The following is a 22,996-nucleotide window of genomic DNA, read 5'->3' as shown; positions in this document are numbered from 1 at the left end:
GTCCTGCAACATGCGATGCGCGGCGGGACGCTGCGCCCCGCTGCCGCCGGTGCCGACCGACGAGCATCCGCCTGCGGCGCTCGAACGCGACTCGCGCCGTCACGGGCATCGGCACTGGATTCCGGAGGGTCGCGCGATCCACCGCATCCGCAAGCGCGCGTCCGCCTCGCGCGCAAAAAAAAGAGCCGGCGATTGCCGGCCCTCTTCAGGACACCGCCGCAGATCAACCGCGCTCGGCAGGGACCTCGAGCGCCGCGGTCATGATCTTGCCGTTGAGGACCGGCAGGCGCTCGCCCGGGTCTTCTTCCATGCGGATCGTGCGCTCGGCGCCGTCGTAGCGGTAGGTCACGTCGTAGCCGATGGTGCGCGCTTCGTCGCCCAGTTCGATGCGGTTTCCCGGCTTGCTGTCGGTGCGCATCGTGCCCGTGGTGCCATCCGGATTGCGGTAGGTCACGTTGTAGGCGACCACGCGCGACGCCTCGGACGGATCCTGCACGGTGCGGCACTGGCGGTCGCCGCGTTCGGTCACGCGACCACCGACGTGATTGCGATCGACACGATTGCCGATAAAGCCACCGGTCGCCGCGCCCGCGGCCGTCGCGACCTTGCGGCCGCTGCCGCTGCCGATCTGGTTGCCGACCAGGCCACCGATCAGCGCACCCGCGACCGTGCCGCCGACGTTGCCGTCACGCTCGGGCAGACGCTCCTGCACGACGACGTCTTCGCAGACCTCGCGCGGCGAGGTGCTGGTCATGGTTTCGCGCACGGGGTCCGTGCCGAGAACGGTCGCGTAGAGGGTTTCGTTCTCGGTGACCGGCTGCACGGCGACGACGTCCGCATAGTCGAGGGTGTCGTCGGCATCGGTCAGGAGCTCGCCGGTCTGCGCGTCGACCGCCGTCGCCACGGTGGGATCGGGCGACACCGCATCGCGGCTGTTGTGATAGGCGCCGACGGCGACGCCGCCGACCAGAAGCGATGCCAGTGCGATCGCGAGGGTATTGCCTTTCATCGACGTCTCCTTCGGCCTCGTCGGCCCGGTTGCAGTGCACGGGTCGCATTGCACCACCCGCAAGCTGAACAGGACCGCGATGTCGTCGGCCAGACTGACGGCTTGATAAACCGTGCTGCCGCAGCCACGTGCTAGCGTGCCGGCGTCCCGTTCGGCGGAGGAGTCCGATGCCCAGTCCCTTGACCGCCCCGCTGATCGCGTGGCTCAGCCGGCTCAGCTATCCACGCATGTTCATGGTGGTCGGCGCCCTGTTCTTCATCAATCTCTTCATTCCCGACCCGATCATCCTCATCGACGAGCTGCTGCTCGGCCTGGCGACGATCACGCTGGCGAAATGGAAACGCGGCAGGTCGGAGACCGATCCCAAATCGAAGGCGCCGCTCGACGGCGACGCGCGCCGCCGCTGAGCGGCGCCACCGCGATGCTGGTCGACAGCCACTGCCATCTCGATGTCGACGAGTTCGCCGCGGATCGCGCCGAGGTGCTGGCACGTGCACGAGCGGCGGGCGTCACCCATCAGGTGGTGCCGGCGATCCGGGCTCGAGACTGGACGACGCTGCGGGCGGTCTGCGCATCGGCGCCCGGCCTGCACGCCGCCTATGGCCTGCACCCGGTGTTTCTCGACGACCACACGCCCGGCGATCTGCAGACATTGCGCGAATGGCTGGCACGCGAAGCGCCGGTGGCGGTCGGCGAATGCGGACTCGATTACTACGTCGACGGCCTCGACCGGGACCGTCAGACCCACTATTTCGACGCGCAGCTCGCCCTGGCGCGCGACTTCGACCTGCCGGTGATCGTGCATGCGCGCCGCGCGGTCGATGCAGTGATCAGCGCGATCCGGCGGTATCCGGGGGTCCGCGGCGTGGTCCACAGTTTTCCCGGCAGCGAGCAGCAGGCGGCGCAACTGCACGCGCTCGGCTTTCTGGTCGGCATCGGCGGACCCGTGACCTATGCGCGCGCCCAGCGTCTGCGCCGCACCGTCACCGCGCTGCCCGACGACCAGCTGCTGCTGGAAACCGATGCGCCCGACCAGCCCGACGATGCGATCCGAGGGCAGCGCAACGAACCCGCGCGCCTGCGTCGGATCCTCGAAGTCGTGGCGGAGTTGCGCGGCGTCAGCACCGGATCACTGGCAGCGACGACGTCACGGAACGCCGCGCGTCTGTTCGGCTGGGCGGACGCGACTTAATCCCCCGCGGCGACATCGACCACTGCCGCGTCTGCGGCCAGCTCCCCCGGCTGCACCGCAACCGGCTTCAGCAGCAGCTCGATCGCCCGGCCAGCGGCCGCGAACGCAAAGGCGCCGGTGATGTGCGTGGCGGCGCCGAGTCCGCCGCCGCAATCGAGACCCAGCGCGGCATCGGCGCCGAGCTGCGGCCGCAGGCCACAGACGCTGCCGTCGGCCTGCGGATAGCGCACGTTCTCCAGCGAATAGATCGCCGAGACGCCGAAATAGCGCTTGGGGCTCTTGGGAAAGTTGAACTCCGCGCGCAGCTTCTTGCGGATCAGCGCCAGCATCGCGTCGTGCTCGGTGCGCGACAGGTCGCGGACCCGCACCAGGGTCGGATCGATGCGCCCGCCGGCCGCGCCGACGGTGATCACCGGCAGTTTGCGCCGCCGGCACCAGGCGATCAGCTCGACCTTGCTGCGGAAGCTGTCGCAGGCATCGACGACGAGATCGAACCCGCGATCGAGCACCGTGCCCAGGTTGGCCGGCGTGACGAACGCGGGCACCGCCTCCACCGCGACCTCGGGGTTGATGGCCAGGCAACGCTCGGCCATCGCCTCGGCCTTGTTGCGCCCGTACTGGCCTGCGAGTGCGGGCAGCTGGCGATTCGTGTTCGACACGCAGAGGTCGTCGGCATCGATCAGGGTCAGCCGGCCCACACCCGTGCGCACCAGCGCCTCGACCACCCAGGAGCCGACGCCCCCCATGCCGATCACGGCGACGTGGCAACGCTGCAGGTGCGCGACGCTGCCCTGCCCGTACAGGCGGTCGATCCCGGCGAACCGGGCGCGCGCGTTGTCGGATAATGGAGTCTGGTGCATCGCGTCATTCTACCGGCCGCCGGCCCGGTGCCGGACTGCGTGCTACCGTCCGCGGCGACCGCATGCCAGCCCTGGAGCCCGCGATGTCCGATCTGTCCCCGCCTGCCCGCGCCCCGTCGACGCCGCCCTCCGCGGCCGCCCGCTACTTCGTGGTCTTCGTCGTCGGCCTGGTTGTTGGCGTCGTGGCGGTCGTGATGCTGCTGCGCGTCATCGACAGCCGCAGGACCTGGGAAGACCGGTATCCCGGCGCGGTGATGCAGCTCTACCAGGCGCAGATGGCGCAGCTGTCGGGCAACGTCGACGCCAACCGCTGCGCGCCGACGGACAACCTGGTGCACCTGCAGGCCATGCGGGCACTGGGCAACGATCTCGATCCCGCCTTTCCCGATCTGCGCGCCCACCGCGGCTTCGTCGCACATGGCGCGCACCTGCGCCGCACGCTGGACGCCGCGCTCGCGGCGCCGCCGTCGGACTGCGGCAGTCTCGGCGCGACGGTCCAGCAGATCGGCGAGACCTGCAGCGCCTGCCATCAGGATTTCCGCGGCTGAGGATTCCCCCCGGTGACGGGGCGGGCGTCTGAATCAGGACTGCATGCCAGGCATCTCGACGCGTGCCCCGGCGGCGAATTGCCTTCGCATTCACGTGCCGCCGCCTAGCTTGGGCGCGTCGGGCATCCCTGCCCGCGTCAACCACAGTCTCGTGACACGGGAGGATCGCCTCATGAACAACCGACTGATCGGAACCGCCGTACTCGCCGCCTCGATCGCATTGGCCGGCTGCGCCACGTCGCCGTCGGGCGGCTACGGCAACAGTGGCTATGGAAGCGGCTACGGCAACAACAACCGTCCGGCCAACTGCTACGACTGCGGCACCGTGACCCGGATCGAAAGCGTCGGCGGCAACAACAGCCCGAACATTGCCGGCCCGGTCATCGGCGGCATCGTCGGCGCCGTGGCGGGCAAGGAACTGGCGCGTCGCAACACCGACAGCGAAGGCCGTCGCAACGTCGCCATCGGCGCCGGCGCGGTCGGCGGTGCCCTGGCCGGCAACGCGATCCAGAACCGGACCGAAGGCCGTGGCCAGTACAACGTGCACGTGCGCATGCAGGACGGCCGCACCACCGTGCTGAGCCAGAGCGATCTCAACGGGATCCAGGAAGGCTCCTACGTCCGCGTGCAGAACGGACAGGCCTACGTCTACTGACTTCAGTCGCCGCAGCGCTTGAGGCGCTGTGGATCACGCAAACGAAAAACCCGGCCATCGGCCGGGTTTTTCGTTGCATCGGACCGCCTGGCGATCACTCCGCCTGGACGGCGTCCGCCTGCAGGCCCTTCTGACCCTGCACGACTTCGAAGCTGACCTTCTGGCCTTCCTGCAGGCTCTTGAAGCCCTGACCCTGGATGGCGCGGAAATGCACGAAGACGTCTTCGCCGGTCTCGCGGCTGATGAAGCCGAAGCCCTTCGCGTCGTTGAACCACTTCACGGTGCCGGTCTCGCGATTTGCCATTGTTGCCACTCTCCCTGTAACTGGTCGATTGAAGCTGATCGATGGAACGCCTGACGGCGGCTGGTTGCAAGGAGGAAACGAGGTGCGACGATGTAGCGGACCGGTGGGACGATGCCGACGCAATCAACTGCATCCAGGCCACGATTCACGGTGACCTTGACAAACACAGCGCCTGCAAACTACCCCGGCATTTCTCAAATTGCAATCGCCGTTCCAGGCCCCGCATTCCGCGCGCCGACGGCCCCCATCGGAGCGTCAATGGACCTGCAGGTGTTGTGGACCATTCTTGCGATCCTGCTGGTCCTGATCGGACTCGCGGGCGTCGTGCTGCCGGCCTTGCCCGGCATGCCGCTGGTGTTCGCCGGCATGCTGCTCGCGGCCTGGGCCGACGGCTTCGAACGGGTCGGCTGGATCACGCTCGGGGTGCTCGGCGTGCTGACCGCGGTGTCCTTCATCGTCGACTTCTGGGCGACGGCGATCGGCGCCAAGCGTGTCGGCGCGAGCCGGCTCGCGCTGGTCGGCGCGGTCGTGGGCACGTTCGTCGGCCTGTTCTTCGGGATCCCGGGTCTGTTCGCCGGGCCCTTCATCGGCGCCGTCGCCGGCGAGCTGGCGAGCCGCCGCAACCTGCGCGCCGACGGTCTCGGTCAGGCGACGCGCGTCGGTATCGGCACCTGGGTCGGCATCGCGATCGGCGTGGCGCTCAAGCTGTCGCTCGCCGTGCTGATGCTCGGCATCTTCACCCTGGCCTGGTTCGCATGAGGATGTTCCGCCGCATGACGTGGTTTCCGTTCGCGCCCGACGCGCACCGTCCCGACGCTCCGCCCCCTTCCCGTCCCGCCCGGGCGCAAGCGTCGCGACGACGGGGGCACTGCGGGCTGCTGTCGCTGCTGCTGGCCGTTGTTGCCACGCCCGCGTTCGCGCAGGCGCCCGTCACGCCGGCAACGGCACCCACCGCAGTCGACGCGCCTGCGGCCGCCGCGACGCCGGCGACCGCCCCGCCGCCGACGGTCGAGGACATCGACGTCCGAGGCCGTTTCGATGCGGTCTACGCACAGGCCCAGGCCAAGCTGATGCGGCTGGCGGCGAACCTGCCCCTGCTGCTGGCCGCGATCGTCATCGTGCTGCTGGCGTCGTGGCTGGGCCGCTTCGTCTCCACGCGCCTGCACTGGCTGCGGCTGAAGAAGCACAACCCGTATCTCGACGGCCTGATCCGCCGCGTGGTCTACACGGTGATCCTGCTGCTGGGCATCGTCGTCGCGCTCGACCTGCTCAACGCGACCGCGCTGGTGGGGGCGCTGCTGGGCTCGGCCGGCGTGCTCGGCATCGCGCTCGGCTTCGCGTTCAAGGACATCGCCGAGAACTACATCGCCGGCATCCTGCTGAGCCTGCGACGCCCGTTCGGTCCCGGCGACCTGGTCCGCATCGACACCTACGAGGGCAAGGTCGCGGCGCTCAGCGCGCGGGCGATGGTCCTGGTCACACTGGAAGGCAACGAGCTGCGCCTGCCCAACGCGCTGGTGTTCAAGGCGGTGATCCTCAATTTCAGCAGCAATCCGCAACGCCGTTTCGACTTCACGTTCCACATCGACGGCAGCCAGTCGATCAGCGATGCGCAGGCGATCGCCCTGGCCGAGATCGCGGGCATCGACGGTGTGCTGGCCGAGCCGGCGCCGTCCTGGATGGTGGTCGAATACGGCGCGTCGGGCATCGTGCTGCGCTTCTTCGGCTGGGTCGACCAGCGCCAGAGCGACCTCGGCAAGATCCGCAGCGAAGCGATCCGCCTGGTCAAGGGCGCCTACGCGCGCGCCGGCATCCAGGGACCGAAAGCGGTCTCCCACGTGGTGCTCGCACGCGAGGACGACCCGGCCGCGGCGCCGGCGCCCGACGCCGGATCGGAGCCCGCGCACAGTGCCGGCGTCGACACCTCGGTCAACCGCGACATTGACAAGCAGGTCGCCGAAGCGCAGAACACCGGGGATTACCAGAACCTGCTGACCCCAAGGACCACGCTTCCATGACCCTGCGGCACTCTTTGATATTCCTCGCGATCGCCGGCGCGTCGCCGATCGCCGCCGCCCAGACCGGCCCCGATGCCCCGGCCAGCATCGACGCCTGCATTCCGCTGGAGCAGGACGCGCAGCGCCTGGCCTGCTTCGACGCCGTGACCCGGCGCGCCGCGCCGCTGCCCGAATTCGCCGACCTGGTCGCCGAGCAGGCGCGCGAAGTGCGCGACGGCGAGGCCGATCCGGCGACGCTCGACGCGATCACGCGCGACGACAGCGGCCGCAACCCGAACCTCTACGGCTACGACGCGATGGATCCGGTCGACAGCGCGATCGCCAACGCGGGCAAAGGCTCGCTGCTCGACAGCCGCTGGGAACTCGCGAAGGACTCCAAGCTCGGCATCTTCAACATGCGGGCCTATAAGCCCGTCTACCTGTTGCCGGCGTTCTGGACCAGCAAGGTCAACGACACGCCCTCCTCGCCGAATCCCGACAACACCGTGACCACGCCGCAGGTGCTCGACAGCGTGGAGACGAAGTTCCAGCTGAGCTTCAAGACCAAGGCCTGGGAAGACCTGTTCGGCAACAACGGCGACATCTGGATGGGCTACACCCAGAGCTCGCGCTGGCAGACCTACAACAGCGAGGATTCGCGGCCGTTCCGCGAGACCAACTACGAGCCCGAAGTGCTGCTGGTGTTCCGCAACGGCTACAGCATCGCCGGCTGGAACGGACGCATGGCGGCCATCGGCATCAATCACCAGTCCAACGGGCGCAGCGATCCGCTGTCGCGCAGCTGGAACCGGGTGATGTTCAACGTCGGCCTTGACCGCGACAACTGGGCGCTGACGGCCCGGCCGTGGATACGGATCTCCGAGGGCGACGACGACAACAATCCCGACATCGAGGACTACATGGGCCGCGGCGACGTCACGCTGACCCACGTCCGCGACGGCCACGAATATTCGCTGATGGCGCGGCACTCGCTGCGTGGCGGCGACCGCTCGCGCGGCGCGCTGCAGTTCGACTGGGGATTTCCGATCCACCGCGCGTTCCGCGGCCACCTGCAGGTGTTCAGCGGTTACGGCGAAAGCCTGATCGACTACAACCACAAGGCGACGTACGTCGGCCTGGGGATCTCGCTGCTCGAATGGTTCTGAACCCGGCGGCGCGTCGCGGCCGGGCCGCGGCGCGTCAGGTCCAGTCGGTCAGGCCCTCGCGCCGGTAGACCTCCACGAACGACGGGCGCGCCTTCATCCGGCGCGCATGCGCGGCGAGCGCCGGCCAGTCGTCGCTGGGGCGCGGCATCGCGCGCGACCAGCGCATCAGCATCGTCAACACGAAATCCGCTGCCGACACGGTGTCGCCGAGCAGATAGGGGCCGGTCGCGTCGAGATGGTCGGCGACCTGCTGCCAGACCGCTTCGATCTGCGTGCGGGCACGCGCGGCGACCGCCGCGGCATGCGGCTCGCCCGCGGGTTCGTGCGGATAGAACCAGCTGCGGTAGGCCGGCATCAGCGTGTAGACGCAGATGCACAGCCAGCGGTAGTAGGCGCCCCGCGCGGGCGAGCCCGGCGGCGGCGCCAGACCCGCCCGCGGATGCAGATCGGCGAGATGCATCGCGATCGCCGCAGACTCGGTCAGCACCTGGCCGTCGAGGACCAGCGTCGGGACCCGGCCAGCCGGGTTGAGCGCCAGGTACGCCGGCGACTTCTGCGCCTGCACCGAGAAATCCAGCGGATGGAGCTCGTGTTCGATGCCCAGCTCGATCAGCAGCCAGTGCACCACCAGCGACGCGGTGCCCGGGGCACCGTAAAGCACGACGGACATGACGGTCTCCGGTCCGGAATGCACCGCCGGCCACGTCGCCGGCGGTGGGTGTGGGTCACGCGATCTCGACCACCGGAATGCCGCCGATGCGCGCCTTCCACTCGCGTGGACCGGTCTCGTGCACCGAGGTGCCGGCCGAATCGACGGCGACGGTCACCGGCATGTCCTGCACTTCGAACTCGTAGATCGCTTCCATGCCGAGGTCCTCGAACGCGAGCACCTTCGCCGCCTTGATCGCCTTCGACACCAGATACGCCGAGCCACCGACCGCCATCAGGTAGACCGACTTGTGCTTCCTGATCGCCTCGATCGCGGCCGGGCCACGCTCGGCCTTGCCGACCATGCCCAGCAGGCCGGTCTGTTCAAGGATCTGGTCGGTGAACTTGTCCATGCGCGTCGCGGTGGTCGGGCCCGCGGGGCCGACGACTTCGTCGCGCACCGGATCGACCGGGCCGACGTAGTAGATGAAGCGGCCCTTGAGGTCGACCGGCAGCGTCTCGCCGCGGTTGAGCATCTCGACCATGCGCTTGTGCGCGGCGTCGCGGCCGGTCAGCAGCTTGCCGCTCAGCAGCAGCACCTCACCCGGCTTGAAGGTCGTGACCTCGTCCGGGGTGATCGTGTCGAGGTCGACGCGGCGCGCGCCGGTCGGGTTGTAGGTCAGCTCCGGCCAGTCGGCGAGCGACGGCGGATCGAGCATCACCGGGCCGCTGCCATCCAGCGTGAAATGCGCGTGGCGCGTGGCCGCGCAGTTCGGGATCAGCGCGACCGGCAGGTTCGCCGCGTGGGTCGGAAAATCCTTGACCTTGATGTCGAGCACCGTGGTCAGCCCGCCCAGGCCCTGCGCGCCGATGCCGAGCGCGTTGACCTTGTCGTAGAGCTCCAGCCGCAGTTCTTCGGCGCGGTTCGACGCGCCGCGGGCCTGCAGCTCGACGATGTCGATCGGCTCCATCAGCGCTTCCTTGGCCAGCAGCATCGCCTTCTCGGCGGTGCCGCCGATGCCGATGCCAAGCATGCCCGGCGGGCACCAGCCGGCGCCCATCGTCGGCACGGTCTTGAGCACCCAGTCGACGATCGAATCGGACGGGTTGAGCATCGCGAACTTCGACTTCGCTTCCGAGCCGCCGCCCTTGGCCGCGACGATCACATCGACCGTGTTGCCCGGCACGATCCTGACGTTGACCACGCCCGGCGTGTTGTCCTTGGTGTTGATGCGCTTGCCGGCCGGGTCGGCCAGCACCGAGGCGCGCAGCTTGTTGTCCGGATGCGCGTAGGCGCGGCGGACGCCTTCGTTGACCATGTCCTCGACGCCCATCGTCGCGTCGTCCCAGCGCACCGACATGCCGATCTCGAGGAACACGGAGACGATGCCGGTGTCCTGGCAGATCGGCCGGTGGCCTTCGGCGCACATGCGCGAGTTGATCAGGATCTGCGCGATCGCGTCCTTCGCGGCCGGCGAGGCCTCGCGCTCGTAGGCGGCGGCGAGGTTCCTGATGTAGTCGACCGGGTGGTAGTAGCTGATGTACTGCAGCGCGTCGGCGACGGACTGGATCAGGTCTTCCTGGCGGATCTGGGTCACGGCGCTCAAGGCCTCTGGCTGGGGGCCGATAGTGTAACTTCAGGTACCGCTCCACTCCCGGTCCGGGCGGCTTCGGCCGACGGCACGGGAGCACGCGTTCGACGCGACCTTCCGGGCTGTCAGGAGCGACATCCGATGACCACCACGCCACTGGCGTCGCCTCCGTTCCGTCCGCTCAGGCGGCAGGTCGAGCAGCTGTACGGCACGTTGTGGGAAACGACGACGGATGCCGTGCTGATCCTCGACGTCGACAGCACCATCGTCTCGGCCAATCCAGCCGTGCGCGAGGTCCTGGGTTACGAGCCGGACGCGCTGGTCGGCCAGAACCTCGAGATCCTCCAGCATCCGCATCATCGCGAGGCGCATCGTCTCGGCGTGCGCCGGTATCTGGACAGCGGCCTCCGCACCCTGGATTGGCGGGCGACCGAGATCGTCGCGATCCGCGCCGATGGCCGGGACGTTCCGGTCGATATCTCGTTCGCGGACATCGAGATCGAAGGTCGGCGCCTGTTCGTCGGCTTCTTCCGCGACATCAGTCCGCGCAAGCGCGCCGAAGACGCGTTGTCGAACGAGCGGGAATGGGCGCAGACCACCCTGCGATCGATCGCCGATGGCGTCGCCACGACCGACGCCGATGGCGCCATCACCTTTCTCAACGAGGCGGCCGAGCAGCTGTCGGGCTGGCGGCACGAGGAAGCGCTGGGACGCCCCTGCAGCGATGTGCTGCAGTTCGTCGACGAAGACGCCGCCACGGACGTGCGCGAGCTGATCGCGAGCGCCGTCGGCAGCGATGTCGCGCGCCAGCTCGGTGACCGCACCCTGCTCGTCCGGCGCGACGGCGAGGTGTTCTCCATCGAAGGATCGGTCGCGCCGCTCGCCGATCGCGGCGCGCGGCCGGGCGGCGCAGTGATCGCGTTCCGGGACGTGTCGCCGTCACGACGCATGGCGGCGGAGATCCGCTACCAGGCGCTGCACGATCCGCTGACCGGACTCGTCAACCGCAACGAATTCGACCAGCGGCTTCGTGCGGCACTGCAGAGCGCGTGCCAGCACGGCTCGCGACACTCGCTGCTGTATCTGGACCTGGACCAGTTCAAGGTGGTGAACGACACCTGCGGCCACACGGCCGGGGACGAGCTGTTGCGCCAGGTGTCGACGGTGCTCAAGGCCTCGTTGCGCAGGACCGACGTGCTGGCGCGGCTGGGCGGCGATGAATTCGGCGTGCTGCTCGAAGACAGCGCGCCCGACGACTCGAGTGCAACGGCCGATGCACTGCGCCGCGCGGCGTCCGACCTCGTTTTCAGCTGGCAAGACAAGCGCTTTCCTGTCGCGGTCAGCATCGGCCAGGTCGATTTCAGCGACGCCAGCATGACGCCGATGGAGATTCTCAGTGCAGCCGACGCCGCCTGCTACGTCGCCAAGGACCGTGGACGCAACCGGGTGTACACGTACCGGCAGCAGGACGAGGCACTCGCGCGCCGGCACGGCGAGATGGAGTGGATCGGCCGCATCAACCGCGCACTCGAAGACGACCGCCTGCTGCTGCATGCGCAGCCGATCTATTCCCTGCAGGACGGCCGGATCCTGCATCGGGAGGTCCTGCTGCGGCTCCGCGATACCGATGGCAGCATCGTGATGCCGATGGCCTTCATCCCGGCCGCCGAGCGCTACGGCCTGATGCCCACGCTCGACCGCTGGGTGATCCGGACCGTTCTCACGCGCCTGGCCCGGGACGGCGACGACACGGACAGCGTGTTCGCGATCAACCTGTCCGGCGCCTCCCTGGCCGACGAGGCGATGGCGGACGACGTCCGCGCCGCGTTCGAGTGCAGCGGGGTGGACGCGGCCCGGATCTGTTTCGAAGTTACCGAAACCGCCGCCATCGGGAACCTGGCGCAGGCATCGGTCCTGATGGCGGAACTGAAAGGGATGGGCTGCGCCTTCGCCCTCGACGATTTCGGCAGCGGCATGTCGTCCTTCGCCTATCTGAAACATCTGCCGGTCGACTTCCTCAAGATCGACGGCGCCTTCGTGCGCGACATCCTGGTCGACCCGATCGACCAGGCCATGGTCGAGGCGATCAACCACATCGGCCACGTGATGGGCTTGCGCACCATCGCCGAGTTCGCCGAGGACGAGCAGATCGTGGCCCGGCTGCGCGAGATCGGGGTCGATTACGCGCAGGGCTACGCGCTGGCGAGACCCACGCCGTTGGCGTGACCACGCCGCCGGTGCGTCCCCGGCAGTTCTGGGCCGCAAGGACACTGCGTATCGGCCGCCAGCTGTGAGACCTGCGCGCCGCGCACAGGCTGGCGCACCGCCGTGACTCCGGTCCACGGCACCGTCGACATCACCCGTGGCCCCGGATCGCGCACAATCTCCGGATGACCCCTGCGCACAGGACTGCATCCGCCACGCCGAGCTTCCGCGAACGACTGGACGCGTTGCGCAACCTGCGCCCGTTCCTGCGCATGATCTGGCACACCAGTCGTGGCCTCACCCTGTTGAGTCTCGGCCTGCGCCTGGTCCGCGCGTTCCTGCCGGTGGTGATGCTCTACATCGGCAAGCTGATCATCGACGAGGCGATCCGCCTGGTCGGCGCGGGCATCGCCTTCGACGATCTCGCCACCGCGTGGAACGGCGGCGCGCTCGATCATCTGGCCTGGCTGCTCGCGCTGGAATTCGGCCTGGCGATCGGCTCCGATCTGCTCGGGCGCATGGTCAGCTACGCCGACAATCTGCTGTCGGAGCTGTTCACCAACGCGACCAGCGTGCGTCTGATGGAACACGCGGCGACGCTCGACCTCGAGGATTTCGAGGATCCCGAGCTGCAGGACAAGCTCGACCGCGCGCGCCGGCAGACGATGGGTCGCATGAACCTGATGGGCCAGCTGTTCGGCCAGGTGCAGGATGCGATCACGGTGGTGAGTTTCGCCATCGGCCTGATGGTCTACGCGCCGTGGCTGATCCTGCTGCTGGCGATCGCGCTGATCCCGGCCTTCATCGGCGAATCGCATTTCAACGCGCTCGGCTACACGCTCAACTTCCAGTGGACGCCCGAGCGCCGCCAGCTGGAATACGTGCGCCAGACCGGCGCCAGTCTGGAGACGGCGAAAGAGGTCAAGATCTTCGGCCTGCACCGGTTCCTGATCGACCGATACCGCACGCTCGCCGACGGCTTTTTCCTGGCCAACCGCTCGCTGGCACGACGGCGCGCGATCTGGGGCACGCTGCTGGCCGCGCTCGGCACCCTGGGCTACTACGTCGCTTACGCCTACATCGCCTGGCGCACGGTGCGCGGCGATTTCACGATCGGCGATCTGACCTTCCTCGCCGGCAGCTTCCGCCGACTGCGCCAGTTGCTGGAAAGTCTGCTGGTCGGGTTCTCGCAGGTCGCCGGCCAGGCGCTGTATCTCGATGATCTGTTCTCGTTCTTTGCGATCGAACCCGAGATCACGTCACCCGCCGATTCGGTGCCGTTCCCGCAACCGATCCGCACCGGCTTCGTGTTCGAGAACGTGGGTTTCCGTTATCCCGGCGCGGAGCGCTGGGCGGTGCGGCATCTCGATTTCACCCTGCAGGCCGGCGAAGTGCTGGCCCTGGTCGGCGAGAACGGCGCCGGCAAGACCACGCTGGTGAAGCTGCTGGCGCGGCTGTACGACCCCGACGAGGGCCGGATCCTGCTCGACGGCCGCGACCTGCGCGAGTACGACCTCGACGCGCTGCGCGCGAACACCGGCGTGATCTTCCAGGACTTCGTGCGCTACCACCTGACCGCGGGCGAGAACATCGGCGTCGGCCGCATCGAGGCCATGGGCGATGCGTCGCGCATCCAGGACGCCGCCCGGCGCTCGATGGCCGACGACCTCATCGCCGGCCTGCCCGACGGCTACCACCAGCTGATCGGCCGCCGCTTCAAGACCGGCGTCGACCTGTCCGGCGGCCAGTGGCAGAAGATCGCCATCGCCCGCGCCTACATGCGCGAGGCACAGGTGATGATCCTCGACGAACCCACCGCGGAAGAGCGCACGGCGATCCTGATCTCGCACCGCTTCTCCAGCGTGCGCATGGCCGACCGCATCCTGGTGCTGGAGCAGGGGCGCATCGAGGCCAGCGGCACGCATGCCGAACTGATGGCCCAGGGCGGCCGCTACGCCGAGCTGTTCGAGCTGCAGGCGGCAGGATATCGCTGACGGGCTTGCGCGGGTGTCCGATCGGATGACGTCACGCGCACGCGCGTTTGAGCTGAGGCATGTCGCGCGAGCGCGCTCTTACAATCGCGGTGCTGAAGACGAAGGCGATCGTCGCCTATAGGAGTGTGCGCGACTCCCTTCGTGCAACGTCGATCCGTTGCGACGCCCACCACCTGCGATCCCGTGAGTCGCCGTTGACGCCTGCCTGCGTAGGCTGGCGGCCACGAACGGAGTGCCATCGATGACCGAGACCAGCCGCGCGATCGCGCGCAATGCCCAGATCCTGCGCTTCCTCATCAAGTACCGCCAGGCGGGCGTCCTCAGCGGCTTCGACGCGGATGCCGCCGCCATAGGCGATGCGGACACCACCGAGGACGGCAAGCCGGAGGCCTTCGTCGACGATCTCGAAGCGCTGGGCCCCACCTTCATCAAGATCGGCCAGGCGCTGTCGACCCGGCCCGACATGGTGCCGCCGGCCTACCTCGCCGCGCTGGAGCGGATGCAGGACGACGTCGCGGTCCGCATCAGCAAGGTCTTCGACACCTTCGACGAGACCCCGCTGGGCAGCGCGTCGCTGGCGCAGGTGCACCGGGCGACGCTGCGCGACGGACGCGAGGTCGCGGTCAAGGTGCAGCGGCCGGGCATCATCGATCAGATCCGCGACGATCTCGACTCGCTGGCGCGCCTGGCCGGGGGCGTCGATCGCGTCACCGACATCGGCCGGCGCATCCGCTTCGCCGACTGGGTGCACGAGTTCCGCCGCACCCTGCTGGCCGAGCTGGACTATCGCATCGAGGCCGAGAACCTGGACCGGTTCGACGCCCATTTCGCCGACTACCCGATGCTGTTCGTGCCCAAGCCGATCTGGGACCTGACCCGGCCGCGTCTGCTGACGATGGAGCTGGTCAAGGGCACCAAGGTCACCGACATCACCGGCCTGCAGCGCACCGAGCACGACATGGTGCCGGTCGCGACGGCGCTGCTGCACGGCTATCTGGACCAGGTGTTCGTCCACGGCGAGATCCACGCCGACCCGCACCCGGGCAACCTGCTCTACACCCGCGACGGTCGCCTGGCGCTGCTCGATCTGGGCATGGTGGCGCACGTGCCGCCGCGCACCCGCGAGCGACTGCTGAAACTGCTGTTCGCCGCCGTCGACGGCCGTGGCGAGCAGGTCGCCGCCGAGGGCATCGCCCTGGGCACGCGCCTGGAGGATTTCGACGAGGAGCGCTACTACCGCGATGTCGGCCAGATGGTCGCCCGTTACGCCGCGCGCTCAGGCGTCACCGGCCAGTCGGAAGGCCGGCTGATGCTCGACCTGGTGCGCATGGCGACGGCCTGCGGCCTGCGCACGGCGCCGGAGATGAGCCTGCGGTGGTCGAGGTGCTCGACCCCGAGCTCGACATGAAGCGGGTCGTCGAGGACCACCTGCAGAACATGATGCGCCAGCGCCTGCGCAAGTCGCTGTCGCCGGCCAATCTCGCCAGCGAGATGATGGACATGCAGGAGCTGGTGCGCGACGCGCCGCGCAAGGTGTCGAACGTGCTGTCGCTGCTGTCGGAGAACCGGCTGCGGGTCCGCCTGACCGGGCTCGAGGAATCGCACCTGTTCGAAAGCATGCACAAGATCGCCAACCGCATCGCGGCCGGCATCGTCACCGCCGCGCTGATCCTCGCGTCGGCGCTGATGATGGACAACGAGGGCGGTCCGCGCCTGCTCGGGTACCCGGCGATCGCGCTGCTGCTGTTCGTGACGGGCGCCGGGCTCGGCATCGCGATCGTGCTCAGTGCCCTGCTCGGGGACAAGCGGGCGAAGCCGGACGAGGAGCGCGGTCCGCATTGATCGCGGGATCGCGTCGGTGCGCATGTGCGCGCCGGCGTGATCCGTCCCGCTACCCCATCGCGCACGAGCGCGCTGCGCGACCGGGGGCACCGGAACCCATCGAGATGAGAACCGCTCTCATCGCTCTGGTATGATGGCGCCTTCTGTTCGACACCCTCCCCTTATGTCCGCTGCCTTTGGCACCGAAACGGTGCTGGATGTCCGTCACTGGACGGACGATTACTTCAGCTTCACCACGACCCGCGACGACGGCTTCCGCTTCGACAACGGCCAGTTCGTGATGATCGGCCTGCAGACCGAGGCCAAGCCGATCCTGCGCGCGTATTCGATCGCGAGCGCGAACTGGGAGGAGCAGCTGGAGTTCTTCAGCATTAAGGTCGACAACGGGCCGCTGACCTCGCGCCTGCAGCGCATCCGTCCCGGTGACGAGGTGCTGATCGGCCGCAAGCCGACCGGCACGCTGCTGCTGCACGACCTGCTGCCGGGCCGGACCCTGTACCTGCTCGGCACCGGGACCGGCTTCGCGCCGTGGCTGTCGCTGATCAAGGATCCCGAGACCTACGAGCGTTTCGAACGCATTGTCGTGACCCACGGCGTGCGCACGGCCCGGGATCTCGCCTACCGCGACTACATCGTCAACGAACTGCCGCAGCACGAGTTCCTTGGCGAGCAGATCGCCGAGAAGCTGCTGTATTACCCGGCGGTCACCCGCGAGCCCTTCGCGTTCGCCGGGCGCGACCATCGCGGCCGCCTGACCGAGATGCTCGACAGCGGCCGCATGGCCGCCGACCTCGGCCTGCCCCCGCTCGACCCCGCCCACGACCGCGCGATGATCTGCGGCAGCCCGCAGATGCTGGCCGATTTCCGCCAGCTGCTCGATCGCCGCGGCTTCGAGGCCGCGCCCCGCATCGGCACGCCGGGGCACTACGTGTTCGAGCGGGCGTTCGTCGAGAAATAGCCGACGCAGGCCGTACACTCGATGCGACTTCCACCGGAGCGGCCCATGAAGATCCTCGTCACCGTCGACGGCAGCGACATCAGTTCGCGGGCCCTCAAGTTCGCCCTGAAGCTCGCCAAGCAATCCGCCACGGCGTCCAGCGTCGCCGTGTTGCACGTGGATCCGCCGATCTTCCCCGGCGTGGAGCGCCGTATCGGCAAGGAAGCGGTGCAGAGCTACCACGCCGACAACCACGAGCACGCGTTGAAGATCGCGCGCAAGGCGCTGGGCCGCACCCAGGTGCCGGTCGAGGAAGTCCGCGCCGAAGGCGAGATCGCCGAGACCATCCTGGCGGTCGCAGCCAAGCGCAAGGTCGACCTCCTGGTGATGGGCTCGCACGGCCGCGGCGCGGTCAAGGGCGTGCTGCTGGGCTCGGTGTCGAGCAAGGTCATCGCCCAGACCTCGATCCCGGTGACGATCGTCCGCTGAGCGCTGCGCAGCGGCATTGCCCGCCCGCCCGTCAGTCGGCGAGCGCCGCCTCGATGTCGGCCCGCAGGGCGTCGGGCGCGACCGTCGGCGCATAGCGCCGGCGCACCCGGCCATCGCGGCCGACGAGGAACTTGCTGAAGTTCCATTTGATCGCGTCGAGACCGAGGAAGCCGCCCTTCTCGGCCTTCAGCCAGGCCCACAGCGGATCGGCGCCGGCGCCGTTGACGTCGATCTTGGCGGACATCGGGAAGTCGACGGCGTATCGCAGCGAGCAGAACGCGCGGATCTCGGCCGCGTCGCCGGGTTCCTGGTGGCCGAACTGGTCGCAGGGGAAGCCCAGCACGACCAGACCACGCTCCCGGTAGTCCTGCCACAGCTGCTGCAGGCCTGCGTACTGGGGCGTGAAACCACAGCGGGAGGCGACGTTGACGATCAGCACGACCTGGCCCCGGTACCCCGCGAGCGGCAGCGGCGCGCCATCGAGCGTGGTGATGCTGAAATCGTGGAGCGTGGTCATCGGCCGGGCCTCGAGCGGGGAGCCGCGATTGTGCCGCTTCCCGGCCCGGAAGCGATCGCAGCGTCACAATCCACTTGAATACATCGGCTCAAATCCATGATCTCGAACGCGATTTGCGTACGGGCCTTCTGGCATGGGTCGTGCTCACGCCCGATCGGCTAGCCTAGGGAGTCAAGTCCACTGGAGAGTCCTCTTGCTGAAGCACCCGCTCGCCGCCGCCCTGTGCGCCGCCCTCGCCGTCTCCGCGCTGCCCGCCTTCGCCCAGTCCACCGGCACCCCGGCGCCCGCCGCCAGCACGTCGATGTCGGACCGCCAGCCTTCCGACAATCCGCTGTTCGTCGAGAGCACGCTGGACCTCCGCTATCCCCATTTCGACCAGATCCAGGACGCGCACTTCGCGCCGGCGTTCGATGCGGGCATGGCCGAAAACCTGCGAGAGATCGAGGCGATCGCCAACAATCCCGAAGCGCCGACCTTCGACAACACGATCATCGCGCTGGAGACGTCCGGTGAAGTCCTGTCGCGTGCCCGTCGCATCTTCGGCGCCCTCAACGGCACCGACACCAACGACGCCCGCAAGAAGATCGACGCCGACTACGCGCCCAAGTTCGCCGCGCACCGCGACGCGATCATGCTCAACCCGGCGCTGTTCGCCCGCGTCGACACGCTCTACAAGAACGTCGGTGACCTGGGCCTCGACGCCGAGGGCCAGCGCCTCGTCGAGCGCTACCACACCATGTTCGTCCGCGCCGGTGCCAACCTGACCGAAGCGCAGAAGGACGAGATGCGCCGCATCAACGCCGAGTCGGCGAAGCTCGGCACGACCTTCAGCCAGAACGTGCTCAACGAAGTCAACGATTCGGCCGTCGTCGTCGACACCGTCGAAGAGCTCGATGGCATGAGCGAAGGCCAGATCGCCGCCGCCGCCGAAGAAGCGACGTCGCGCGGCCTCGAGGGCAAGTACGTCATCACCCTGCTCAACACCACCGGCCAGCCGCCCCTGCCGCAGATCCACAACCGCGAGCTGCGCGAGCGCATCCACAAGGCCTCCGTCGCCCGCGGCAGCCGTGGCAACCAGTACGACAACACCGAGGTCATCGCCGAGATCCTCAAGCTCCGCGCCGAACGCGCGAACCTGATGGGCTACCCGAACCAGGCGACCTTCATCCTCGAGGATTCGACCGCCGGCACCGTCGAGGCCGTCAACGACATGCTGGGCCAGCTGGCACCGGCCGCCGTCGCCAATGCCAAGCTCGAAGCCGCCGAACTGCAGGCCATGATCGACCGAGAACAGGCGGCCAAGGGCGAGCCGACGTTCCAGCTCGAGCCGTGGGACTGGGCCTACTACACCGAGAAAGTCCGCCAGGACAAGTACAGCTTCGACGACGCGCAGCTCAAGCCCTACTTCGAGATGAAGAACGTGCTCGAGAATGGCGTGTTCTTCGCTGCGACCAAGCTCTACGGCCTGACCTTCCCCGAGCGGACCGACCTGCCGAAGTACCACCCCGACACCTGGACCTACGACGTCTTCAACGAAGACGGCAGCCAGCTGGCGATCTTCATCTACGATCCCTACGCGCGCGCTTCCAAGCGTGGCGGCGCGTGGATGAACTCGTACGTGTCGCAGTCGGAGCTGGAAGGCACGCTGACGGTCACGGCCAACCACCAGAACATCCCCAAGCCGCAGGCCGGCCAGCCGACGCTGCTGACCTGGGACGAAGTGACGACGATGTTCCACGAGTTCGGCCACTCGCTGCACGGCATGTTCTCGGACGTGAAGTACCCGTTCTTCAGCGGCACCAGCGTGCCGCGTGACTTCGTCGAGTTCCCGTCGCAGGTCAACGAGATGTGGGCCGACTGGCCGGAAGTGCTGGCGAACTACGCCAAGGATTACCGCACCGGCGCGCCGATGCCGGCCGAGCTGCTGGAGAAGGTGCAGGCGTCCGCCAAGTTCAACCAGGGCTTCGCGACCACGGAATACCTGGGCTCGGCGATGCTCGACCAGTACCTGCACCAGCTGCCGGCCGACCAGCTGCCCTCGGGATCCGAGGTCATGGCCACCGAAGCCGCCGCGCTCAAGGCCGCCGGCCTCGACTACGCGCCGGTGCCGCCGCGCTACCGCACGCCGTACTTCAGCCACATCAACGGTGGCTACGCGGCCGGCTACTACGCCTACATCTGGTCGGAAGTGCTGGACGCGAACACCGTCCAGTGGATCGAGCAGAACGGCGGCCTGACGCGCGAGAACGGCGACCGCTTCCGCAGCACGCTGCTGTCGCAGGGCGGCAGCAAGGATGCCAAGCAGCTGTTCGTCGATTTCACCGGCCACGAGCCGAAGATCGAGCCGCTGCTGATCAAGCGCGGTCTCGCGCCGGATCCGGCGGACGCGACGCAGTAAACCGCACCGCGCAGTGACGAAGACGACGCCCGGTTTCGACCGGGCGTTTTCGTTGGGGCGCGCGTAGCATGGCCGGATGCTGACCGCCTCCGTCGAACCCGTCTCCACCGCAGATACCGGCAGCGGCGCGGCCGCCCACCTGCGCGATTGGCTCGGTGCGCATCGTCGCGTGTTCGCCTTGACCGGGGCCGGCGTCAGTACCGGTTCCGGGATTCCCGATTATCGCGACGCAGCCGGTGCATGGAAGCGACCGGCACCGGTGACCTGGCAGGCATTCGTGTCCGATCCCACGGTGTACCGGCGCTACTGGGCGCGCAGCCATGTCGGCTGGCCGCGGTTCTCGGCCGCCTGCCCGAATGCCGCGCATCTCGCGCTCGCCGCTCTGGAGCGCCAGGGCATCGTCCGCACCCTGCTGACCCAGAACGTCGACGGGCTGCACCAGGCGGCCGGCAGCCAGGCCGTCATCGATCTGCACGGCCGGCTGGACCGGGTCGGCTGCCTGTCCTGCGCGCATCGCGAGCACCGCGACGCGCTGCAGCCGCGGATGCGCGACGCCAATCCCGACTGGACGCCGGGCGCCGCGCTCCACGCGCCGGATGGCGACGCCGACATCGCGGCCGCAGCCGAAGCGCAGTACCGCCCGCCGCACTGCCCGCGTTGCGGCGGGCTGTTGAAGCCCGACGTCGTGTTCTTCGGCGAGAACGTGCCGCGCGAGCGCTTCCTGCAGGCGCAGCAGGCGCTGCAGGCCAGCGATGCGGTGCTCGTCGTCGGCTCGTCGCTGATGGTGTATTCGGGCTACCGCTTCGCCCGGATGGCAGCCGAGGCGGGCCTCCCGCTCGCCATCCTCACGCGCGGCGTCACCCGTGCGGACGCGATCGCCACGCTGAAGCTCGATGCGGACACCGGCGACACACTGAGCGACGCGCTTGCCCCGGAACGCTGAGGCATTCCCGGGCGCTCAGCCGCCGACGAACAGGCCGCGATAGCGCTCGGCGATGTGCGGCAGCAGCACCGCCGCCGGGACCTCGACGGTCTGGATGCCGTCCGAATACGGGCCCACCTGGTAGGGCGGGAACACGAAGCGCAGGCCGGCCAGCTTGCCCCCGGCGCCGAGCATCGGTTCGAACTGCTGGAAGTTCTCGACATCGGGCTCCGAGCCCTCGTCGATCATCTTGCCGGCGGATCGCATCAGCCGGCTCCGCTCCTCGGGCGCCATCTCGTCGGCGTCGATCCGCTGCGACAACGCCGCGTGCAGTTGCTCGCGCACGTAGCCCGAAATCGCCGACCAGTCGCCGGTGTCGCCGACCAGGTCGTCGGCCCGCAGCAGGGTCTCGTCGTCGATCAGCCAGAAGAAGCGTTCGATCAGCGGATTGTCGTGCGCGCCGCCGGTGTAGGTGCTGCCGTCCGCCGCGATCGCCAGCACCTCGGGCGTGTCGGCGACGACGCTGAAACTCAGCGACAGGTCGTACATCGCGCCGGGCTGCAGCTCGGCGCCCGACACCGCTTCCATCAACTCGTCGCGCGCCGACTGGGCGTAGCGGTGCAGCGCCTCGGCGAGGCCCGGATAGCGGTTCGACTCCGGCGGATAGGTGATGCCGATGATGTAGCGCGCGTCCATCTCCACGACGTCCTTCAGCTCGGGCACGGCGTCCGGCAGCGGCGCGATGTCCGACGGGTCGGGCGACGTATCGGCGACCGGCGCCTGCGCGGGCGCCGGCGGGACGTCCCGCTGGCACGCGACGAGCGCGAGCGACAGCAGGCACAACAACATCCGTTTCATGACAGGGATCCTTGCCGCGGTGCGGCGTCCAACGCGAATTCGAATGAAAAAATAACGATGCGGCTGTGCCGCTTCCGTGACGAGCGCAGGCCTGTCGCAGCTGTTGAAACCGGTTCGCTCGAAGCCAACGGTCTAGGACGGACCCGGCAAGCGCCGCTGGACCGATCGGAGCGGAGGGCCGCACGCTCGGACGCGGATTGCGGCGAGGAATCGATGGCATGCGCGTGCCGACCACAGGTCTACGTTCGGGCCCCGTGCGCAGCGGCATGGACAGCAGTCCCGCCCCCCGCCCGGGCCAAACTCGCGCCTGTTATTTCCCGAGCAAGCGCGGCACCCCGCCATAGAAAAGGCCCCGGACGTTTCCGTCCGGGGCCTTCCGTGCAACGTGTGCGGCGACTTACTCGGGCTGCACTTCGTCAGCCTGCAGGCCCTTCTGGCCCTGGACGACCTTGAAGGTGACCTTCTGGCCTTCCTGCAGCGACTTGAAGCCGGTGCCCTGGATCGAGCGGAAGTGGACAAACAGGTCCTGGCCGCTTTCCGGGGTGATGAAGCCGAAGCCCTTGGCATCGTTGAACCACTTGACGGTGCCGCTCTGACGATCACTCATGGTGTTACTCCTTGAAGCAGTTTGGTCATGGGAACACGGCAGCCACCGTCTGTTTTGGGTGACGTGGTGCCGCGACTGTCGAGCAAGGGGTAACGCGAAAGCGATGGAGCGGATCGTCCCGACCGGAAACCGGCCGTACAGCGGTTGGATCTACCGCATCGGAGCCACGATGTACCGTGATCCCGGCCTTGAACAGTTCGCGAACAATACCGTAATTCAGGAAAAAATTGTGAATACGCGAGGCTGGCACGATCCG

General features: G+C 68.3%; 21 protein-coding genes and 1 pseudogene. 14 read left to right on the top strand and 8 right to left on the bottom strand.

Translation table 11 applies throughout. The features are described from left to right. Positions 1-223: 223 nt before the first annotated feature. Positions 224-1,009 (bottom strand): glycine zipper 2TM domain-containing protein, encoded by a 786-nt coding sequence (locus CJ022_RS13295; protein ID WP_101927109.1) that lies wholly within the window; start codon positions 1,007-1,009, stop codon positions 224-226. 167 nt (positions 1,010-1,176) lie between these two features. On the opposite strand from CJ022_RS13295, the gene CJ022_RS13290 reads away from it, so the two are divergent. Together CJ022_RS13290 and CJ022_RS13285 are read left to right on the top strand one after the other, a co-directional pair. Continuing rightward, positions 1,177-1,416, top strand: a complete 240-nt coding sequence (locus CJ022_RS13290) for a DUF6116 family protein (protein WP_101927108.1) — start codon at positions 1,177-1,179, stop codon at positions 1,414-1,416. Between the two features lie 14 nt (positions 1,417-1,430). After that, positions 1,431-2,201 carry a TatD family hydrolase gene (locus tag CJ022_RS13285; RefSeq protein WP_101927107.1) on the top strand — a complete coding sequence of 257 codons (771 nt, stop codon included), beginning with the start codon at positions 1,431-1,433 and terminating at the stop codon, positions 2,199-2,201. Here CJ022_RS13285 and CJ022_RS13280 read toward each other — a convergent pair. Then, on the bottom strand, positions 2,198-3,061 hold the full coding sequence (locus CJ022_RS13280) for a tRNA threonylcarbamoyladenosine dehydratase (protein WP_101927106.1): 864 nt from the start codon (positions 3,059-3,061) through the stop codon (positions 2,198-2,200). The genes CJ022_RS13285 and CJ022_RS13280 overlap by 4 nt on opposite strands. Positions 3,062-3,144: 83 nt before the next feature. Here CJ022_RS13280 and CJ022_RS13275 point away from each other — a divergent pair, with 83 nt between their 5' ends. Together CJ022_RS13275 and CJ022_RS13270 are read left to right on the top strand one after the other, a co-directional pair. Continuing rightward, entirely contained in the window at positions 3,145-3,609 is a 465-nt protein-coding gene (locus CJ022_RS13275; RefSeq protein ID WP_101927105.1) for a hypothetical protein, read from the top strand. A gap of 172 nt (positions 3,610-3,781) precedes the next feature. After that, positions 3,782-4,264, top strand: a complete 483-nt coding sequence (locus CJ022_RS13270) for a glycine zipper 2TM domain-containing protein (protein WP_101927104.1) — start codon at positions 3,782-3,784, stop codon at positions 4,262-4,264. Positions 4,265-4,358: 94 nt separating this feature from the next. On the opposite strand, the gene CJ022_RS13265 is transcribed toward CJ022_RS13270, so the two are convergent. Beyond that, on the bottom strand, positions 4,359-4,568 hold the full coding sequence (locus CJ022_RS13265) for a cold-shock protein (RefSeq protein WP_101927103.1): 210 nt from the start codon (positions 4,566-4,568) through the stop codon (positions 4,359-4,361). Between the two features lie 258 nt (positions 4,569-4,826). Here CJ022_RS13265 and CJ022_RS13260 point away from each other — a divergent pair, with 258 nt between their 5' ends. Genes CJ022_RS13260 through CJ022_RS13250 form a run of 3 tightly spaced genes read left to right on the top strand, consistent with a single transcriptional unit; the run spans position 4,827 to position 7,731 of the window. After that, positions 4,827-5,327 carry a DUF456 domain-containing protein gene (locus CJ022_RS13260; protein WP_101927102.1) on the top strand — a complete coding sequence of 167 codons (501 nt, stop codon included), beginning with the start codon at positions 4,827-4,829 and terminating at the stop codon, positions 5,325-5,327. Further along, complete coding sequence (locus CJ022_RS13255; protein WP_143703987.1) at positions 5,324-6,586, top strand: mechanosensitive ion channel family protein; 1,263 nt, start codon at positions 5,324-5,326, stop codon at positions 6,584-6,586. Before CJ022_RS13260 ends, CJ022_RS13255 begins: the two co-directional genes overlap by 4 nt. After that, positions 6,583-7,731 (top strand): phospholipase A, encoded by a 1,149-nt coding sequence (locus CJ022_RS13250; RefSeq protein WP_101927100.1) that lies wholly within the window; start codon positions 6,583-6,585, stop codon positions 7,729-7,731. The genes CJ022_RS13255 and CJ022_RS13250 overlap by 4 nt, the downstream gene beginning before the upstream one ends. Before the next feature lie 34 nt (positions 7,732-7,765). Here CJ022_RS13250 and CJ022_RS13245 read toward each other — a convergent pair whose 3' ends face one another. Together CJ022_RS13245 and CJ022_RS17570 are read right to left on the bottom strand one after the other, a co-directional pair. After that, on the bottom strand, positions 7,766-8,401 hold the full coding sequence (locus CJ022_RS13245; protein ID WP_101927099.1) for a glutathione S-transferase family protein: 636 nt from the start codon (positions 8,399-8,401) through the stop codon (positions 7,766-7,768). 55 nt (positions 8,402-8,456) lie between these two features. Next, on the bottom strand, positions 8,457-9,977 hold the full coding sequence (locus CJ022_RS17570) for a fumarate hydratase (protein ID WP_101927147.1): 1,521 nt from the start codon (positions 9,975-9,977) through the stop codon (positions 8,457-8,459). Positions 9,978-10,112: 135 nt separating this feature from the next. On the opposite strand from CJ022_RS17570, the gene CJ022_RS13235 reads away from it, so the two are divergent. The 5 genes and pseudogenes from CJ022_RS13235 to CJ022_RS13215 all read left to right on the top strand — a co-directional run bounded on the left by CJ022_RS13235 (position 10,113) and on the right by CJ022_RS13215 (position 17,438). Continuing rightward, the gene (locus CJ022_RS13235) at positions 10,113-12,197 is read left to right on the top strand and encodes an EAL domain-containing protein (RefSeq protein WP_101927098.1); all 2,085 of its coding nucleotides are present in this window, start codon (positions 10,113-10,115) and stop codon (positions 12,195-12,197) included. 164 nt (positions 12,198-12,361) lie between these two features. Next, complete coding sequence (locus CJ022_RS13230) at positions 12,362-14,170, top strand: ABC transporter ATP-binding protein (RefSeq protein WP_101927097.1); 1,809 nt, start codon at positions 12,362-12,364, stop codon at positions 14,168-14,170. A 241-nt stretch (positions 14,171-14,411) separates the two neighbouring features. Then, positions 14,412-16,012: pseudogene (locus tag CJ022_RS13225) on the top strand (ABC1 kinase family protein). Positions 16,013-16,175: 163 nt separating this feature from the next. Continuing rightward, on the top strand, positions 16,176-16,970 hold the full coding sequence (locus CJ022_RS13220; RefSeq protein WP_101927096.1) for a ferredoxin--NADP reductase: 795 nt from the start codon (positions 16,176-16,178) through the stop codon (positions 16,968-16,970). A 45-nt stretch (positions 16,971-17,015) separates the two neighbouring features. After that, positions 17,016-17,438: a universal stress protein gene (locus CJ022_RS13215; protein ID WP_158238424.1), complete on the top strand. Its 423-nt coding sequence runs from the start codon at positions 17,016-17,018 to the stop codon at positions 17,436-17,438. 31 nt (positions 17,439-17,469) lie between these two features. Here CJ022_RS13215 and CJ022_RS13210 read toward each other — a convergent pair whose 3' ends face one another. Next, positions 17,470-17,955: a glutathione peroxidase gene (locus CJ022_RS13210; protein WP_101927094.1), complete on the bottom strand. Its 486-nt coding sequence runs from the start codon at positions 17,953-17,955 to the stop codon at positions 17,470-17,472. 133 nt (positions 17,956-18,088) lie between these two features. Between CJ022_RS13210 and CJ022_RS13205 the strand changes: the two genes are divergently transcribed. Continuing rightward, positions 18,089-20,353, top strand: a complete 2,265-nt coding sequence (locus CJ022_RS13205; RefSeq protein ID WP_101927093.1) for a M3 family metallopeptidase — start codon at positions 18,089-18,091, stop codon at positions 20,351-20,353. Between the two features lie 76 nt (positions 20,354-20,429). Continuing rightward, positions 20,430-21,296 carry an NAD-dependent protein deacetylase gene (locus CJ022_RS13200; RefSeq protein WP_101927092.1) on the top strand — a complete coding sequence of 289 codons (867 nt, stop codon included), beginning with the start codon at positions 20,430-20,432 and terminating at the stop codon, positions 21,294-21,296. A 15-nt stretch (positions 21,297-21,311) separates the two neighbouring features. On the opposite strand, the gene CJ022_RS13195 is transcribed toward CJ022_RS13200, so the two are convergent. Next, positions 21,312-22,133: a DUF3298 and DUF4163 domain-containing protein gene (locus CJ022_RS13195; RefSeq protein WP_101927091.1), complete on the bottom strand. Its 822-nt coding sequence runs from the start codon at positions 22,131-22,133 to the stop codon at positions 21,312-21,314. Between the two features lie 397 nt (positions 22,134-22,530). Continuing rightward, complete coding sequence (locus CJ022_RS13190; RefSeq protein WP_101927090.1) at positions 22,531-22,740, bottom strand: cold-shock protein; 210 nt, start codon at positions 22,738-22,740, stop codon at positions 22,531-22,533. Positions 22,741-22,996 lie beyond the last annotated feature (256 nt).

The sequence above is a fragment of the Luteimonas rhizosphaerae genome (genome assembly GCF_002849595.1).
Lineage (GTDB): Bacteria > Pseudomonadota > Gammaproteobacteria > Xanthomonadales > Xanthomonadaceae > Luteimonas > Luteimonas cellulosilyticus.
This window is presented reverse-complemented; position numbering and strand designations above follow the sequence as displayed.